General features: G+C 64.8%; 6 protein-coding genes and 1 pseudogene. 3 read left to right on the forward strand and 4 right to left on the reverse strand.

Features of this window, described 5'->3' with window-relative positions; all coding sequences use genetic code 11:
- Window position 1: 1 nt before the first annotated feature.
- Genes ACO0M4_RS05200 through pglW form a run of 3 tightly spaced genes read right to left on the reverse strand, consistent with a single transcriptional unit; the run spans window position 2 to window position 12,028 of the window.
- Window positions 2-3,895: a PglY protein gene (locus ACO0M4_RS05200; RefSeq protein ID WP_430371256.1), complete on the reverse strand. Its 3,894-nt coding sequence runs from the start codon at window positions 3,893-3,895 to the stop codon at window positions 2-4.
- Window positions 3,888-7,595 carry a BREX-2 system adenine-specific DNA-methyltransferase PglX gene (gene pglX, locus ACO0M4_RS05205; RefSeq protein WP_430368415.1) on the reverse strand — a complete coding sequence of 1,236 codons (3,708 nt, stop codon included), beginning with the start codon at window positions 7,593-7,595 and terminating at the stop codon, window positions 3,888-3,890. Before pglX ends, ACO0M4_RS05200 begins: the two co-directional genes overlap by 8 nt.
- Window positions 7,592-12,028, reverse strand: coding sequence for a BREX system serine/threonine kinase PglW (gene pglW, locus ACO0M4_RS05210; protein WP_430368416.1), 4,437 nt, complete (start codon window positions 12,026-12,028; stop codon window positions 7,592-7,594). The genes pglX and pglW overlap by 4 nt, the downstream gene beginning before the upstream one ends.
- Before the next feature lie 297 nt (window positions 12,029-12,325).
- Here pglW and ACO0M4_RS05215 point away from each other — a divergent pair, with 297 nt between their 5' ends.
- On the forward strand, window positions 12,326-13,297 hold the full coding sequence (locus tag ACO0M4_RS05215) for a hypothetical protein (RefSeq protein ID WP_430368418.1): 972 nt from the start codon (window positions 12,326-12,328) through the stop codon (window positions 13,295-13,297).
- 31 nt (window positions 13,298-13,328) lie between these two features.
- A complete protein-coding gene (locus ACO0M4_RS05220) occupies window positions 13,329-13,871 on the forward strand; it encodes a hypothetical protein (RefSeq protein WP_430368419.1) in 543 nt (180 codons plus the stop codon).
- 480 nt (window positions 13,872-14,351) lie between these two features.
- Here ACO0M4_RS05220 and ACO0M4_RS05225 read toward each other — a convergent pair whose 3' ends face one another.
- Complete coding sequence (locus ACO0M4_RS05225) at window positions 14,352-15,740, reverse strand: hypothetical protein (RefSeq protein WP_430368420.1); 1,389 nt, start codon at window positions 15,738-15,740, stop codon at window positions 14,352-14,354.
- Window positions 15,741-15,953: 213 nt separating this feature from the next.
- Here ACO0M4_RS05225 and ACO0M4_RS05230 point away from each other — a divergent pair.
- Window positions 15,954-17,057: pseudogene (locus ACO0M4_RS05230) on the forward strand (IS630 family transposase).
- The last annotated feature ends 649 nt before the right edge of the window (window positions 17,058-17,706 follow it).

Here is a 17,706-nt window from a genome sequence, read left to right on the forward strand (position 1 = left end):
ATCAGCCCTCGCCGCCGTGCACCTGCACGTCGTCGCCCTGGTCAACGTGGGGTACCCGCCACTGGATTTCGATCTCGGCGCCGGGGTATGCGGCCGCGTAGTCGCGAATCTCGTCCTGTATCGCGTTGAGAGCCTGACCGAGCGCGGTCTCCAGTGCACTCGTGGACCCCGCCGAGACCCGACGGGTACGGCGAGGGCCAACCGGAGCGACCGGGGGACTGGGCGTCGGCTTCGGCTCTTCGAGCGGCTTGTCGTCGTTCGTCTCGACAGGGGGAGAAACCACCACCGGCTCCACAGGCGGGGGCGGCGTGGGCGCGACGGGCGCCACGACGCTGCGGCGCGCTGCCTCGTTGATCATCGACACGGCCTGACTGCGCGCACTGCGCAGCACCGGGGCGAGCTCGGTGTCGAACTCGTTGGCTGCCGCGGTCTCCGCGATTTCGTCGAGCAGCAGCCGGGACCGATCAGCGAGATCATCCCCGCGCTCGGTGTACTGCCGAAGACTCTCGATGAGGTCCCAGTCGGTGCTCTCCAGAGCATCCAGCACGCGCTGTGCCGAGGACATGGTCTTGGCCAGCACCACATCAGAGCTGGCATACGTTGCCGCGGCAAGGTCACGGGCAAGCGGAGTTGGCTCGGGGTTCTGTTTGATCCGAGCCAGCAGGTCGGCCGCGTCGTGCAACGACTGCTCGCGTGCGCTGAGGGTCTCGCCACTGATACCGAGTGCGGTTCTGAACCGGGACAGTGCCCGCCGCAACCCGCCGACAGCGGCATCTCGTTCCGCCGCTTTCGCGTGAACGTCCGTGGCAAGTGCGTTGACGTTCCGGGCGAACAGCATCTGCGGGACACTCGTGCCGAACAGTGCCGCGGCCCGGGTGTGTGCCGCCGTGAACTCGTCCTCACTGGGTCGCTCTTGGGCCCGCAGTGCCCAGCCGGGGCCGATCTGGTCCAGCGCGGGGGCCTCTTCCGCTTGCCCGTTGTAGATCCAGGAGCGGTCCGAGAGAAGCGCGTACGTGGCGATCACCAGGTTGGAGACCAGCTTGTCGAGTCCCGTCCAGCCGAGTTCGGCGATCCAGACGCGGATGTCCTCGACCGAGAAGTCGCCCTTTGCCCCGCGTTTGCCGGCCTGCTGGTCGATGTGGCGACGCCAGTCCGTGGAGACGTTCAGTGGTCCGTCGTGCACCTCACCCAGCTCCAGCGCGTGCACGATCCGCGCCACGTCCGTGATGTCACCGCTGTCGACCACGACCCGACGTGAGCCGTCATCCATGGCCTTGGCGATCCAGCCGTACGCCTTCTTGAACTTCGCGGCAGTGACCGGCTTGCGGCTCTCCTGACGATCGAAGTTCGGGTGCTTGGGGTGCAGTGTGTCCAGCAACCCGTCGCCGAGCTTCAGCAGGTTGTATTCGAAGAGGCCGCCGCCCTGGAGCTGTGGAGTGTGCCCGGCGTACAACGAGTGGACGTGCTTGCCCTCGGTCACCTGGGCGCCGAGGTCGGTCTCGTTGGCCTTGGCGATTCCGTACGCCTGGTGCAGTACCTGGCCCAGCTGCGAGACGAGCGTCTCGCGCTGTGCCTCCAACTGATGCCTGACCCGCACCTGGTCGTCGGACGACAGGTGGGTCGCGAAGTCTTTCAACCGGTCCCTGCCGAGCAGGTAGTTGATCTTCAGGAGCCGGCCGAGCTGGGTGCCTCGCTGGGCAGAGAGGAAGGACGGCAGCCAGACGATGGTCGCCGCATCGGGCTTCTCCCGCTGCAGGCGGAAGACCCGGTTCTCGTCCGCACTGGGCTGGCCGTCTTCGTTTTCGTCGAAGGGGTAGTCGATGATGAACCGGATCCGGTCCGACGAGGACGGCTCGAACTGCGCGTCGGGCAGAATCTGGGGGTCGCTCACGTTCTCGAAGACGAACTCGACCATGCGCCGCGTACCGTGCCAGACGATCTCGCGATCGGCGACGAAGCCACCGCTGTCGACGACGCCCAACTCTCGCCACAGCCATTCCTGCACCCACCGCTTGCGGGCGCCATGCGTGTCCTTCTCGCCGACACTGTCCAGGATCGGCTCCACGTCCAGATCGGACAGATGCAGCGTGAAGACAGGGTCCGCGTCGTTTCCGTCACTGCGCAGCTCACCGGGGAACTCTGCCTGGAGCTCCTGCATCCGCTTGACCACGATCCGGTCCTCCTGCCCGGTGCGGGAGCGGATCGACCCGTGGTTCAAGGCGGCAAGGCGTGGCCCGGTGAGGCGAGTGAGAGCAGGCACCTCGGGTGCGAGGTAGGCGAGCAGCATTGTCTTGATGAAGCGGTCGTCGGCCTTGTACTTGGCGTCGTCCGCCGAACCGTACTTCTGGAGGAGGTGGTCCTTGACCTTGCAGTGAAAGCGAGTTGCCGCGTCAGCCTCGCTGCGCAGCCGGTCGGTGAACGCCTCGCCCATTCCCTCGGCGAGCACGTCCCACAGGTCACCCAGCGGGATCAGCTCACCGACCTTCATATCCTCGCGACGCTTGTAGAGCATCTGCTGGAGCAGCTTGAGACCGGTGCGCTCGCGCTGAAGCGCACCGGAGAGCGCGACCAAAACGTTCAGGAGGACGGGCGAGACCGGGTACAAGGCCTTGAAGTCGCCCCAGTCCGCGTGGGTGGCGCCGTTGGCGTCGAGCAACACGTCACGTACCGACTGGTTGGACGTCTCAACCCGTGCGAAGGCAGCTTCGAGCGCGGCCTTGGCGGCGTCGTCCTTCGGCTTGAGGACCCGCTCCTTGATGATCTCCGGGAGGTTGCGGTCCTCCAGGCTGATCGGGTCGATGCGGCCCGCCAGGTACTTGACCTGCTGTTCAAGGTTCTTGGCGTCAGCGCCGACCGCGTCCGATCCGATCAGCTCGGAGAGATCGCGCTGTCGGGAGATGAATGAGATCACCGGCAGGGCGCGGCCCCCCGTACCTGACTCGATCAGCTTGACGAGCTTGTTCACCTCGTCATTGACGAAGGTCCGCTCACGCAGATGCGCCTGGAGCCAGAGGATCAGCTCGTCGAGGAAGAGGATCAGTCCGTCGTAGCCAAGAGACTTGGCGTGCTGGCTGATGATGTCGAGACCGTTCTCGAGCGGCAGGAAGGCGTTCTTCGCGCCGAGCGCACTCAGGGAGTACGAGGAGTACGGACCGGATATCAGCGCAGACGCAAGCCAGTTGCGGACCTTCTCACCGGGGGAGGCGGCGAAGGCCTCGTCGAGGAGCGCCGGAGTCCAGACCTCAGGAGCCTCCTTGACGTCGAGGTTCACCAGATCGTCCTCGTCATCGGCGGCCGCCTGCGGGTCGGTGCTTGTCTCCTTCGGTAGCGAGGGGTTGCCGAGCCAGCGGACGAATTCCGTGTCATCGGAGAAGAACTGCCGCTGGCGGCGGGCGTCTTCGAACATCCCGTCCGTCCGATAGACCGGCGGTACGGGCGCGTCCGCGTGCAAGCGCTGAACCATGCGGACGTATCCACCGAGGATCGCCGAATCGAGGTCGGTCGCCCCGACCAGGTGGAACGGGACCATCAGGAACTTCCGGTCCCGCAGCCACGCGTCATGGTCCGCGATGATCGGCTGGAGGGTTGGCTTGGTTCGAGCGGCCGGGTCGTTGGAGAGGATCGCGTGCAGCACGGTCATGAAGTGGCTCTTACCGGAGCCGAACGATCCGTGTAGGTAAGCGGCGTCGGACGACCCCGCCCGTACAGAGGCCTCAACAATCTTCAGCGCCTTGCGGAGGGACTGCTCCAGCTGCGGGGTGACCACATACTCGCGTACGCGGTCTGCGGTCGCGTCGAAGCCGCCGGACAGCTCGACCTTGAACGACCCGGCGAGTACGGACTCGGGCAGGTCGAGTACGTCCCGGAGGTAGAGGTCGCCGTTGCCGCTACTCATCGTCTTCCGCCGCCTTCTTCTTTGCCGCCTTTGCCGTTGCTGTTGCCTTGCGCACCCGGATCTTCTTCGCCGGACGCCATTCGGTGAGCGCTGCCGGGGTGAGGTGCTCGCGCGCCAACTCGCCATCCAAGAAGCTCTGGAACTCCTCTGCGGCGGACTCCTCGCCCCACTCGTCGTCCACCTCGCTGAACCACTGCCGCAGCCACGGCATCAGCTCGCTAATCCCGGCGAGCAGCGGTACGAGCTGCTCGCCGGACCAGTCCTGCTGCTTGCGGCGCTCGCTGACGATGTTCAGCAGGGCGGTGGCCTGGTCACGCTGGTCCCAGCCGGCCCAGCCGAGGAGCAGGGTGGGGTCGGAGCCGGGACTGGCGTCCGGGTAGGAGACGAATCGCTCCTTGGGCACGTCGAACTTCCCGCGGTTCGACCAGTAGGACTGTTTGGCGAAGTCATTCTTCCCGAAGGGAGGTGGTACTTGAATGTCGTCGGATTTTGTGGCGTAGTCTGCCTTTCGTTGAAATTCCCACACCCACTCCCAACGTTTGTGTGTAAGAAGGCCAGAATCCGTATAGCGGTAGGCGGCCAGGTACGGCACATGCTCGGCGTCCAAGACATCCTGAAGGATGTACTGTAGGGACAGGTTCGGCTTGCCCAAGTGGGCAGCGTAGAGCGATGCGATGTTGAGAATTGAATCGGCGTCCGTCTGCTTCTCAAGTTCGTCGGCGAGTTGCCCGACGGTGAGTGTTCGGGGTTGCTCGAATCCATTTCGGACATGGAACCAAAGGGCTCTCTTTTCGCAGCGGTCCAACAACCATCCCCGTAGTGCGAACCTCTCGCGATTCTCCCAAGGTTCAGCTTCCCATCGACGCTTATACTCAGGTCGCTCAATCAGGGAAATATCCGGACGAGCAATGATCGCGTCGATTCTTTCTTGTACGATGCTCCGATACCAATCGGGCCAATGCTCGGGGATCACGGTGACTGGTTCGGAGCCGTGCCGGTGGAACCAGGCCGTTTCAACTTCGCCTGCAGCCAACTTTCGTGCGAGGATGATCTCGAATGCCCGCTCCCCGAGTTTTACCCGAGGGGTATTCAAGGCCTCATGGTTAGGGATTGTAAGTCTTTTCTTATCGGCATCGTCCAGTAGTCCGAAGGCGTGATAAATAGACCAATCCAACTCCTCCTGCAGGGAGATCATCTGCTCTCGAGTGCATTCCCAGCGAAGGCGAGCGGCATCGAGGATGTCACGCGTTGGCGTCACATTTCCTATACTGCACTGACTGGAAGGCTCATGATGGCTGAGCTCCTGCATTCGCATATCAAGCGAGTGACCAAGTTCGGAAAAGTCGCCATTTGGAATAGGGAGGCGCTCGACCATGCCTCCAGTAAATTCAAACGTCCATGACCAAGGATGCTCCGCCGCCCCACCTCCTTGATGCTGGGAGGACTCGCGCATGAGAAGGCATGACGTTGATGAATTTAGAATAGCCGTGAGCGAATAGTGATCTTTGAGCGTCGATTCGGCTGGAAGCTTGATGGCCGGGGAGTGTCGATTGAAGACGTTTCCTCCGCGATCCAGGGAGAAATGATTGCGGGAAGCCTTGAATGCGAAGATGATACTCAAAGGTGTAGCGTAAGCGGATGGGGTGTGCTGCATGTATTCCCACCAATTTAGCTCAGCGGAGGCCATGTTGCCCTTGAAGGTCCGCCGCTCTGCGAGAGTGGATCGCAACGGCCATAGCTCTCGGCTAATCACTTCGGGGGAAAGACCCTTGTGGTACGGGTACCAGATGGACTCGGCGGGGTCCGCACTCCAGTCCCGGATCACTTTGCCTGTCATGAAGGGGCGCAGGGCTTCTTTTGGGGCGAAGGTATTCATGTGGGGCCGGAGGGGGCGCACGAAGGCTTCATCTGCACCTGCTCTGATCGCCCTGCCAATTGGTGGATTAATCACAGATTTCAGAGTAGCGTTTTCGGCACGTAGGTGGTTGGTGAGGCGGCTAAGCTCTCCTCCGTGTAACGCCCATGGATGCTTAGCCAGTCCCGTGCGAAGTGTGTCACTTGACGATGCCCACTCGGTCTCTCTTGGATAGCTAGCGGCGGTGTGGCTGGTGAGCTCGAGCCAGACCTTCCCCTTCTTGGGGTTTTTCGGTGTTGGGGTTTCACCCTTATTTCCGGATACGATGCGAATTCTGGTCTCTCGGGATGGGCTTTCGTTTGATCCAATCAGGATGACGGTGGGTGTTCCCTCCCGGTTATGTCCAGGGATGTGCGCGTAAGACGTGTCAATTACGTGAGTGAGGTTGACCGTAGGTAAGAAATTCTCGATTACCTTCTTTCCTGGGTTTCGTTTCATGAAGGAGTTTGAGGTGATCTGTCCGGTCAGGCCTGCTGGGGAATCGGGTGTGTCCGGTCGGATGGCCAGTTCGAAGAATCGCTGAATGAATGGAACGGAGAGAGGGTACTTGTTTACGCATACGCCGAATGCCGCTCGATAGTTCTTGTTTTCTTGCGGGTCGGCTACTTCGATGTATGGAGGATTTCCGACTACTAGATGGTATGTCGAGCGACCCAATAGGTCGCATCGGGCGGAATGCTCCCAAGCGTCCTCGGTCTTGTATTGGAATGCATCAACCGTTGAGAATAGGTCTTCTTGGATTCCTGTGCTTCCTCGACCGTACAGCAAGGAGTCACCCACGGCGATATGGAGCGGGAATTCTTTGAGGGAGTTCAGCTGCCGCTCCCCTGCTGCCTTCATTACTGCGATTAGTAGACGGAATCGGGCGATCGCTACGGCGAACGGATTCTTATCGCAGCCGTGTACTGCGTTCAATGCCCTCCGGATCAGAGTCCAGTCGTCTGCGGTCTTATCTGCGTCCCGCCATTTTGTGAGCAGTCGCTCGAAGAGGCCGAGCAGAAAGTGGCCGGATCCACACGTAGGGTCGATTGTCCGCAAACCCGCCGGAAGTTCCCGAATGGACCCGTCTGCTTCGTGGATTGAGACGACTGGCTCCAGGCCGAACTCTGCCACTGCCGTGTCCAGTGTCATGTCGAGGATGAACTCTTCAACGAACACCGGTGTTTGGAGCAAAGCGTACGTGTCTCGGGCGTGCGAGCTCAAATCTTGGTAGAGGTCGCCGAGGAATCGAGTGTCCAAGTTCTCGTCCGTGAACGAGTGGATGATCTCGCCGTCGGATCCCACCCGCCGCCAGAATTTTAGTAGCGCCGAAGCCGCTTCATATGAAGGTTCGATTTCCCATAGAGGGTTATGTGCGCGGTCGAATAGCCCTGCCACTGTCGGGTTAGTCTCCGCCAGATGATCAAATGCTGCGATAATCCAGTCGCGGTCGTTCTTCTCCGGGTTCGTCGCAAAGAACGCGGCATCATGATCTTCCGCGTCTTTGAGGCGTTCGCCAGCACCCGCTAGCCACGGGCGGGCAATCAGTCTGTTGTCTTCGCAGAATCGCACGAAGAGGCACCCCAGGACCCACGCTGCCGCCACTTGCGTGATTCGTTCGTCGCGCCATGGCTCATATATGGCTGCAGTGCGCCCGGCTGCGAAGGCTCGCGTGTACTCGTCCGTGAGCCGGTCCCGATACTCCTCCACCGACTCGCTCCGTGCCCGCAGGTCGTCTTCCAGGTGCGTGACCTGCTTGCGCAAGTCCTTCAGCAGGCCGTCCTGACCACCAGTGCGCGCGCTCACAGTCCCAAACCCTCTCGATGTGCAGCTATGTTCTTGAGGAAGTCCTCGGTCAGTACCACGCGTTCCGCGTCGCCACCGGTTACCTCCACCGTGCGACCGTCCAACTGCGGTGCCCCCTGCGGGTTGTGCGACGGCGTGAGCAGCCACAGCCCGTGCGGTCGCCCACCAGGCTTGCGGGACTCGCGCTGCAGCTCCACCAGCAGCTCGTGCCCGCCCGCCTCGTAGTAGTGGGAGAGCAGGCCCGCGGTGTGAACGAACAACACCGCTCCGGGCTCCCGAGAGGCTGCCCCCTCCAGCCGTGCCGCGACCCTCGGCCACACCCGGACCACGAACGACCGCAGGCCACCCGGAAGTTCACTGCTCCTCGTGTACCGGGTGTCCGCACCCAGTACCTTCGACCAGTCCGTGCCGTGCTCGCCCGCGAGCGCCCGGAACTCCTCCAGAAAGACCCGTGCCAAGTTCACCGGAACCACCGGGAACGCCTCCGCGACCGCCTCCGCAACCGAGCCGGCCTCGCCCCGCAGCCGCTTGACGTGCACATTCAGCGCGAGGAATCCGCCCTCCAGTATCGCGGAGTTGAGCTTCGCGGCGAGCAGCGCCGACGGCTCACGCCCCCCAGCAGCTCCCGCGGCCAGGGCGCGAGAGGCCCTGGTCACCGTGCCCGTCGAGGTGGGCCAGCTGCTGCCGCCCACCGCTGACACCGGCACGGGGGGCTTGAAGCGTGCCTCCGCCGTCTCGTACGTCAGCGGGAACCCGGCCTTCTTGAGCGCGTCCTCGACCTCGACGTACGTGGGCCTACCCATTGCCATCTCGGGGAAGCGAGAGCGCAGGCGAGAGAGCAGCCCCTCCAGGCTGATGCCTACCTCGCGTCGCACACCGGCCGCGGCTTGAGAGATCTGCAGGGCACGCCACAGCTCCAGCGTGCGTGGGTACAGCTCTAGCCGGGGGGAGGCGGCGGCACCCAACGAAGTTGCCGCGGCCAGCGTGACCAGCCGGGCGTCCGGCAGCGGGTCCATGCCTTCAGGTGTGCGCACTGCTCGCAGGTCTCGGAGTGCACCAGACCGGTCTGGCAGGGGGTCGGCGGTGGCGATTTTCTCCGCCGCTTCGCCCAGCTCTGTCGCGTAGGCAGCGAGTTCATCGGACGTCGGGTCATCGGAGCCGTCCAGCGACTCCAGGGCCACGATCAACCGGCCCCGCCGCCGCATCTGCGCGAGCCGCGGTTCATGGTCCTCGTCGCGTCCGGTAAGGAGTGTCTCGGCGGCGACAGCGGCTCGTACGACCGCGAGCGCGGCGGCCTCAGTGCCCTCCGTGGACTCGCTCTCGGAACCGTGACTCGCGGCCAGCACCCGGGACAGTTCCCTCGCAGTCATCACACGGCCCGCGTCCCGGACCGCGTCTACCAACTCACCGCACAGGACTTTCATCCAACCGGCGTCGGCCCACTCCGTGATCGCCGCGCTGAGGTGCTTCGAGACGGTGAACTCGGAGACCTGCACCGTCTCCGCGACCTGGCGGTTAGTGGGCCAGGAGCCCAGCTCAGCCTTGCCGTTGAGCCCGAGCCAGGCCGCCACGACCTGCGGCCGCTTGTTGTCTTTGCGGCCCGGTGGCACCGGGTTGAGGAGCGCGGCCAAGTGCTCCACGTCCTGCCTGGCCTCGTGCTCGGCACCGAGCTTGTCGTCCGCCGCCACAGGCACTACGGGCCGCGCTGGGGGAGCGGCGGCCTTGGGCTTCTTGGGACGCAGCGCAGCCGTCCACTGACGGTGCCGCCGGTTGAGCTCCTTCTTGACCACTGCGCCAATACCGCGCTTCCCGCGGAAGCGAGGCGAGGGGACGCCCAGCAGTTCGCCGACCGTCACCGCGCCGAGTTCCTCGGCCACCGCAGCCGCTCGCTCGGTCAGCCCCGCGTCCCTGAGCGTTGTGCCGAGCTTCGCCTTCTCCGCGTACAAGTCTCGGATGTCATCGTCGGAGAGGCCCTCCTGCCGGCCCGCGCCGCCCAGCAGCGAGACCGGGTCCGATGCCGGCGGCGGCTGGGTGCGGTCGGCCTCCACGAAGATGGATCGCCAAGCGTCGCGCATCTGTCGCAGTGACTCGAACCGGCGGTTCGCTTCACGGTGCAGCGCCCGCTCAAAGAACTTCTCCAGTCCTGGTCTCAGGACGGACACGAAGGCGTCCGTGGCGAGGACGGGGAGGTCGTCTCTGAGGGCCGTCTGCGGGTCGTCCGTGCCGTTGCCCCACATGGGGCGCTCGGCGGCAGCCATCTCATGCAGAACGACCGCGGTGGCGTACCGCTCCGCGTAGTCGTCGTAGATAGGGCGCCGGACATCTCCGAGGAAGGGATCGAGATAGCCGCGCGTGCCGGCCTTGATGTCGCGGTCGGAGACATTGGCCAGGGAGAAGTCGAAGAGCATCAACTGCTGCTCGCCGTCGTCCCGGACCTTGATCCCAAGGTTGTCGGGCTTGAGGTCGCGGTGGCGCAGGCCCCTGGCTGCAAGGTCGTCGAGGGCGGTGAACAGGTCCTCGCCGAAGGATGCCAAGTCCTCATAACCCAGCTGCCCGTAGCTTGCCAGCCGTTGGCCGAGGGTCTCAGGACCGGCGTACTCCAAGGCGAGGACGGTTCGGCCGCCGATCGTGCGCGGGCCTTCGTGCAGCTTGACGATGCGGCCGCTGCTGATCTGCTGGAGGGCCGCAGCTTCCGAGGCCAGGCGCTCGTTCTTCTCTGCGTCCAACGCGACCTTGAGGACCCGCTCCTCCTCGACGCGGCGACCGCGCTCGTCCTCGGTGACGCGTGTCACGTACAGCGCCCGGGCTGTCGCACCCGAGCCGAGCACCCGCTCGACGGTCCAGTCCCCGTCGACAGCCTGGCCTGGGGTGGCGGTGAGCGGGTCGGCTTCCACGGCGACCGCCTGTGCGGCGCTGGCCTGCTCGGCATCGTCGAGCTGCCTGAGAAAGGCGTCGGCAGAGTCAAGGCGATCGTCCACGGACGCGCGGGTCGCGGCGTACACCAGCTCGTCGAGGCCGGCATCCATGGCGTCGCTGACCGCGTAGAGGTGCAGTCCGCCGTCGGCCGCAAGTCGCGCCTTCAAGGCGGTACGGGTCTCGGCAGGCGGCATTCCGGTCAGGATGTGGTGCGCTACGGCTCCGAGTCCGAAGACATCGAGATCCACGGGGTCCGGGTAGTCGGCGTCGGTCTCGGGAGCGAGGTAGCACTGGGCAGCGTCCTCGATGTGCTCTCCGGTGAAGGAGCTCTCGCCGAGCGAGCGCAGTGAGGTGGTGTCGAAATCGCGGGCTGATGCCTGCCAGTCGATGATCCGCAGGGCGGGGTCGTTGCCGTTCTCGCGGGCACTGACGTACACCGAACGGGCCGCGAGCGCACGGTGGTAGAGCGAGCGGCGGTGGGCGTAGCGGACCGCCTCGGCGAGCTGGCGCACCATGTCGCGGCGTACGGCTTCGGAAAGCTTCGGGCCGTGCACAGCAAGGTAGTTGTCCAGCCGCAGGTCGCTCTCCCGGTGGCGGAAGAGGATTGCAGGGCCGCCTTGGTGCTGGCGGAAGGCGACGGCCTGGGAGATGCCACGGTGGGCGATACCCTGGAGTACCTGGTACTCGCGCTCGGCGGCGCGGGTGGCGGAGCGCCGCCTCTCCTCGCTCGCCTGCTGCTCAACGAGGTAGACCCGGACCCGACCCTCCTCGTGGATCATTTCCTTGCGTTCGGCGAGCCGGTCTTCCCAAGTGGGCCCCGCGTCCAGGGGACGAGAGGAGAGCCTCCAGCCGTCGCCGAAGTCGAGGTGGGCGGTGGATGCCCGCACACCGATTTTCTTCATCAGCTCGGGCAGATGCCGTGCAAGGATGTCTTCCTTGATCCGCCAGCTCTCTCGCTCTGGCGGCAGGCTGAGGAAGTCGTCCCAGATGCCGGGGAGACCGCTCTGGGCGCCATCACGCCCGTACACATGAGTGCGCTGCACCGTGTCTAACTCGCTCCGGAGCAGCGGGTCGGACAGGAACACGATCGGGTCGATCCGCGGAACGCGAATGCTCGGATAGAGCTCGCGGGCCGCTTCCTGGAGACGCGATCTCAGCTCTTTGGACTTCAGATCGGTGAGGTGCAGGGGGTTGCGGATCGTACGGACCCGGCCGTCTGGGGCGTGGAAGCTCCAGGTGTCCCCGCTGTTGACGACGCGGCCCGGGTGCCCCTTCAGCTCGACCAGATAGAGACCGCGGGGTGTGGCGATGAACAGGTCGCACTCGTTGATGCGGCCGCTCATGGCGGTGAAGGAGAACGTTGCCCAGGCATAGTGCGGAGCCGTGGCCGGCATTCGCTGCTTGATGTAGTCGAGGGCCGTCTGCTCCCAGGGGAAGGGGGACGGCCGGGTCTGGTACCAGCGCTTCGGATGATGCTGGCCGGGCTTGGGAGTCGCCTGACCTCCTGCTGCCGCCACCGCCGGTCACCGCACCTTTCCACTCCCGGACCCGCCTGATTGCCGACGTGGTCCGCGTCAGCGGCAATGTATTGGGCGAATCGCGGTATTTTGAGATCGTCAGACTGCCGATCTGGACATCTTGCCAGGTGGGAGGCTGTGTTGCAGGAGGACGGGAGAAAACCGGTGAGCGGTGTGGGAGGCAGGGGAATGCGGTTGTCCCTATCAGGTCATCCCGTGAATGCTGTGCCGTGTGCCACAGCGAATGCACCTACGATCATGTAGGAACGCGGGAGCCTGAGAGCGGGGGAGGCGGGCGTGGCCCGGACAGTACGCAAGCGAACGGTCTTCTTCTTCGAGGTCGTGGAGGCCAGGCGCGGTCAGCCGCGCATGGATCACCAGGACTGGCGGAGCTTCCTCGACCGGGTCTCGGCCTCAGATTCGCACGAGCGCGTGGTCCGCAGCGCGGACGATCAGCTGGTCGGGGTGATCGACTCAGCTGTCACTGTTGATCATTTACAACTCGCCAAGATCACTGGTGAGGTGCCGCACCAGCTTGACCGGAGCAATGGAACGATTGAGGCACTTCAGGTCGCGGCGGGCAAGGACGTCGTCCATGTGACGACGATCTGCTTCCTTCCGTACGCCAACATCATTGGGGTCCTGCCCGGCGGCTTCTCGGCGCCGCGGGTGAGTGCCATCACCAAGTGGCTGAACGCCGTTGGCCTGCCGTGGGGTGAGGTGGTGCTCAAGCCGGTCATCCACGCGCGCGCTCGAGAGAAGCTCAACCGCATCGAGGCGGTCACCGAGTTCACCGTGCATTTGGAGGGGGCTCCGGCGGATACCGTCAGCGCCTTGAGCGCCCACGGCAGCCTTGCTGATTCACTGCGGAGTTTCGGGCAACGGCATCCCGACACCTCCATCACGCTCTCGTTGAAGGTTCCCCAGCGTGGCAGCAGGCTCCCCGCGATGCGCAGGAATCGGGCCGCAACCGAACTGCGCACCGACGTACTCCAGTTCATGCCAGATCTGGATGAATGGGTGGACGAGTCCGGAGTGATCCGGTCCGTAACCGGCAGGGTCGCGGTCCGGGATCCGCACCGTCAGTCCCTTGAGTACGAGCCGCTGGACTTTCTCGCCCACCGCATCACGGCCCAGTGCGATGTCCCGCTCGCTTTCACCGACGGACGGTCGGTCGATCTGCGGTACGCCGTCGACGAGATCTTTGCGGCGGCCCGTACGCATGAGCAGGCGCTGCAGGAAGCATGTCAGTATCGGCCGCTAGCCTGAGCAGTAGTTCAGGGCTGAGGTTGGGGGCGGCGTGCTGAATTGGCTGTTGCGGCGCTGGGTGGGTCGACCAGTGGTGGACCTGGTGATCGCAGGTGCGGTGGTCGGCCTGCACATGGCGGCTGTGCGGATGACGGGCGCGGGCGATGTGCTGGGATGGCCCGGCAGGGAGCAGAGGATCGCGGTCTATACGACGACGGCGACCATCGTCGCGATCATCGGCAGTTTCATCACTGCGGCCGTGACCCTGTACGCCGCGGCCACAGGTCCCCGCATGCGGGTGTTGCGCACGCACCCCCAACAGGGGCCGGTATTCCGGCGGAATTGGATGAGCATTCTCAGCGCGACACTGGTGGGCTCCGGGCTGTGCCTGCTCGCTGTTGTCCTCGACACTACGGAGCAGGATCTGAGCGGAGCGCACTGGCTGGCCGAGGGCGCGGCTGCCCTGGGGGTGGCGCGCGCGGTGCGGTTGATGTGGCTGTTCGGCAAAGTCATCATCGGCAATGATCTCGACCTCGGCGACACCCGGGATCCGGCGTCGCCGCCCCCGGCGCCGGTGCGGCAGCCGAGGGCGTGAACGGGACTCTGGGGTCAGCTGACGACCTGGTCGCGGGGTGTGGTGTGTGGGAGGCAGAGGGGCGTTCGCGTTGTGCTGGAGCGTGCGTCAAGAGGCTGCATGTAGTGCCCATAGAGCACGCAACGCACATCGACCTCGGGTCCGTTTCACTCCCAGCATTCCGCTGACTTGCGGTTTCCTTTCACACGTTTCTGGTTCACATCTTTCCGATGACGCATCATGTGGAGTGCGTGACGATTCTGGAGCCTGCCGAAAAGGGTGCCTGACCTGCTGTTTCTCCAGGTGTGCATTATGGGCGTTGTGTGCGTTACGGGCGATATCTTGACGCATGAGCGACGCACGTGACGCACGTTTGACGCACGTTCTGATGGAGCGTCAGGCCGCCGTTCGTGCAGGTGACGGTGCGTCGGGTGAAGTCCGCCGGGCTTCTTCTTTGCTATCCCTTAATGAAGAGCCGTCCTTTATGGCCGGGTTTGGGGCTCAGTAGGGGCGAGGTCCGTAAGGGCTCCAGTGGCCGAGGAAAGGCTTGAGGTCGTCGCTGCTGGGCTTCGGTGGGGAGGGCAGCTTCGGCGCTGCGGCGGACTCGGTGAGGTGTTGCAGGCGGGCATCCGCGAAGGCGAGCCACGCCTCGATCTCGGTCTTTTCCTGCCCAGGTGGCAGTGATGTGGTTTGGTCGCGCACTGCTGTGACGTATTCGGTCAGCCGCTTGGTCGCGTGCCAGGCGTCTGCCTGTTCTCCGAGGTGTTTGACGCGATAGCTATGGGCGTACGCGGCGCGGGCTTCTTGCATGGCGGATTCCCAGCGCCGTTGCTCCGCCTCTCGGGCTAGCTGATCCGCTCGGCGTTTGCGTTCCGCGGCTTCGCCACGGAGGCCGACTTCCTGCGCGATCTCGGCGAGTTGGTCCTCCAACGGCCGGTCGGGGAGATCAGCCCATTCACTGGCGCGGTGCGGGGAGCCGCCGCGGAGGATGAAGCGAAGACGGTTCGAGGGCGTGTAGTCGAATCGGGCGATACGCATCCAGGAGTACTTCTTAGCTTCGGCGAGTTCCTTGTCGGTGGGGACGTGTTCGCTGCGGTCCTGTTCCTGGAGGACGAGGAATCCGACGCTTTCGCCTTGGGCGGTGATGGTGAAGTGCGGTGGTGCGCTGCGGCGCCGATGGGGTGGGGGAGCGCCCCGGGTGGTTCCGAGCGCTGCCTTGTGGCCTTGTGCTTCGGTGGCGGTGACGAGGGCCTGGATGATGCGCAGGGCTCGGCCTTGGACGGGTTTGGTCAGCCCCATGGGCTGCGACTGTTTTTGGAGGGCGGCCACGACGGAGTGGGGTTTGGTGAGTCTGGCCGGAACGGGCAGCGGAGTGAGTTCGGCGAGGCGCCAGGCGGGGATGTCGGTGAGCTTGATTTCGTAGCCGCGGTGGGTTCGGTATCCGTAGAGCTCCTGCGTGTGGGGGATCTTGCCGGACTTGCGGGCGGCGCTGACCCGTGACGCCCAATTCACTGCGTGCGGTCCGGGTTCGAGGGGCTTGATGAGGAAGCCGTCGTTCGCGGCCAGTTCGTCGAGGAGTTGGTCCGCGTAGTTCGTACGGGCCTTCGGCACTGTCTTGAGCCGTGGCGGTGCCGGGTTTCGGACGGGTCGCTTGGGTGGTTCAGCGTTCTGCTCCACGGGGCGGATGCCGCGGTCGGTGAGATGCCGACGGCCTTTGTCGGTGAGGTGGGCGCTCCAATGCCCGCGGCGTTTGGTGATTTTGATCAACCCGCGGTTCTGCAGGGCCTGTGCGCTGGTCTTGTACGTGCTGTCCGGCCAGACTCCGTCGGGGCACCCCAGGCCCACCCAGTCGAGCACGGTCTGCTGCCGCTCGTTGAGGGCCTGGCGCATGTGGTTCTCCCGAGGTTCCCAGGGCGTGCTGCCCCGGATAAGATGCCCCCTGCTTTCGAGGGAATTCGGGACGGCCATCAAGGACCCTCGTTCGAATGAGACGTGCTGTGTGGCTCGTTTATAGCGAGAAGAGTTCTCCCCCTGGTACTAAGGTTGAACTCGTGATGTCCGGCGCCTGGTGACGTTCCTTGATCCCTGCGGTACGAGGGGATCATGCGGTACGCGCAAGGGGGCGGGCTGACGCCCAGAGAGCAGGAAAAGCGGGAGCGGCTGCGTCTGGAGGCGGCCGCGCGGTTCGCTCGCGGCGAGAGAACCGAGGTGATCGCACGGGCGCTTCGGGTGACCCACGGTCGGTACGGCGCTGGCGCCGGGCGTGGGAGCAGGACGGCGCGGACGCGTTGCGGTCGAAGGGGCCGGTCTCGGTGGAGCGGTTGAGTACGGCGCAGTGGGAGGGGCTGGAGCGGGAGTTGCAGAGTGGTCCGCTGGCGCACGGCTGGGATGATGAGTTCCAGGGCTGGACGCTGAAGCGGGTCAAGCTGCTGATCGGCCGGATGTTCCATGTCGGCTACACCGTCCAGGGCGTGTGGAAGCTGTTGCGCCGGCGCGGCTGGTCTGTGCAGGTTCCGCTGCGGCGGGCGATCGAGCGCGACGAGGAGCCATCGAGGTGTGGAAGTCGGGGGTGTGGCCGGAGGTAAAAGGACTGCGGCGGACCTGGGCGCGTACATCTGCTTCGAGGACGAGGCAGGCCAGGGTCTGAGGCCGCCGAAGGGACACACCTGGGCACCGCGCGGGGCCCGGCCGGTGGTGCGGGTGCGCGGGCGGGGCAGCGGGCGGGTCAACATCGCCGGGGTGGTCTGCTACCGCGCTGGTCACCGCTCCCGCTTCTTCTACACCCTGCACATCGGGCACGGCCGTCGCGGCGAGCCGAAGACGTTCTCCTGGCGCCAGTACCGCGACCTGATCACTATGACCCACCTGCAACCCGGTACCCCAGTGGTGTGGTGCTGGGACAACCTGAATGTGCACCTGGTCAAGGAACTGACGGACTTCGCCACCGAGCACAGGGACTGGTTACGGATCTACCAGATGCCCTCCTACGCCCCGGAGTTGAACCCGGCCGAGGGTATTTGGTCCCTACTCAAGCGACACCTGGCCGACTTCGCCGCCGCGGACCTCGCCCACCTGACCCGCGTCATCAAGCGGAAACTGAAGAAGATCCAGTACAGGCCCCATCTGGTCGACGGCTGCCTCCCGCCCACCGGCCTGATCATGGATCATCACCCGCTCAGACAGCAGGACATCACGAGTTCAACCTGAGTAGTTCTCGACGAGGTCCCGTGCGGATAGAAGTGGCCGCCGTGCTCTTGCTGGTCGCGCTCGATGGCGCACGGCGAGGAGTGATCAGCTGGTCGCATGGGGGGGCTGCTCGCGCCATCCGTTGCCCGTGCCGATCTTCTCGACCCCGTCAACTCGATGGAGCCACTACCGTGTGGGTCGTGGCCTACGGGTAGTGCGTCGCCGAGACCGATGCCGAGTGCGATGGCGTTGTGCCAGCCGGTGCCTCTTTGTCTGTTTCCGACCCGCTGGCCAGGGCCAGCAGTAACAGGAACAGCAGGAGACCGACTCCTCCCGTGCCCGCCGCCACGGCGAGGGTGCGAGGGCTGATGGACCGGTGGTGCCCGCGTACACGGGTACCGTCCGAACGGTAGTAGGGACGGACGTAGGCCGTTGGTCCGGTGGAGACTGGGCGGGGCCGCGGCACATGGGTGGGACGCGGAGTGGTGCGTCGGGACGTCTGTTGGGGCTGTATGACGCGGGGCCGGTTGCGGCGGTTGTGGCCTTTGACGTAGGTGCCGTCGCGGCGGTAATGGGGGCGCACGTAGGTCACGGGCAGTCCTTCGCGGTGAAGAGGGTGGTTAGTGCCCTGCGGGCGGGGTCAGGCGTTCCTCGGCTCGGCATTCGACGA

The organism is Streptomyces sp. RGM 3693, assembly GCF_050471125.1.
Lineage (GTDB): Bacteria > Actinomycetota > Actinomycetes > Streptomycetales > Streptomycetaceae > Streptomyces.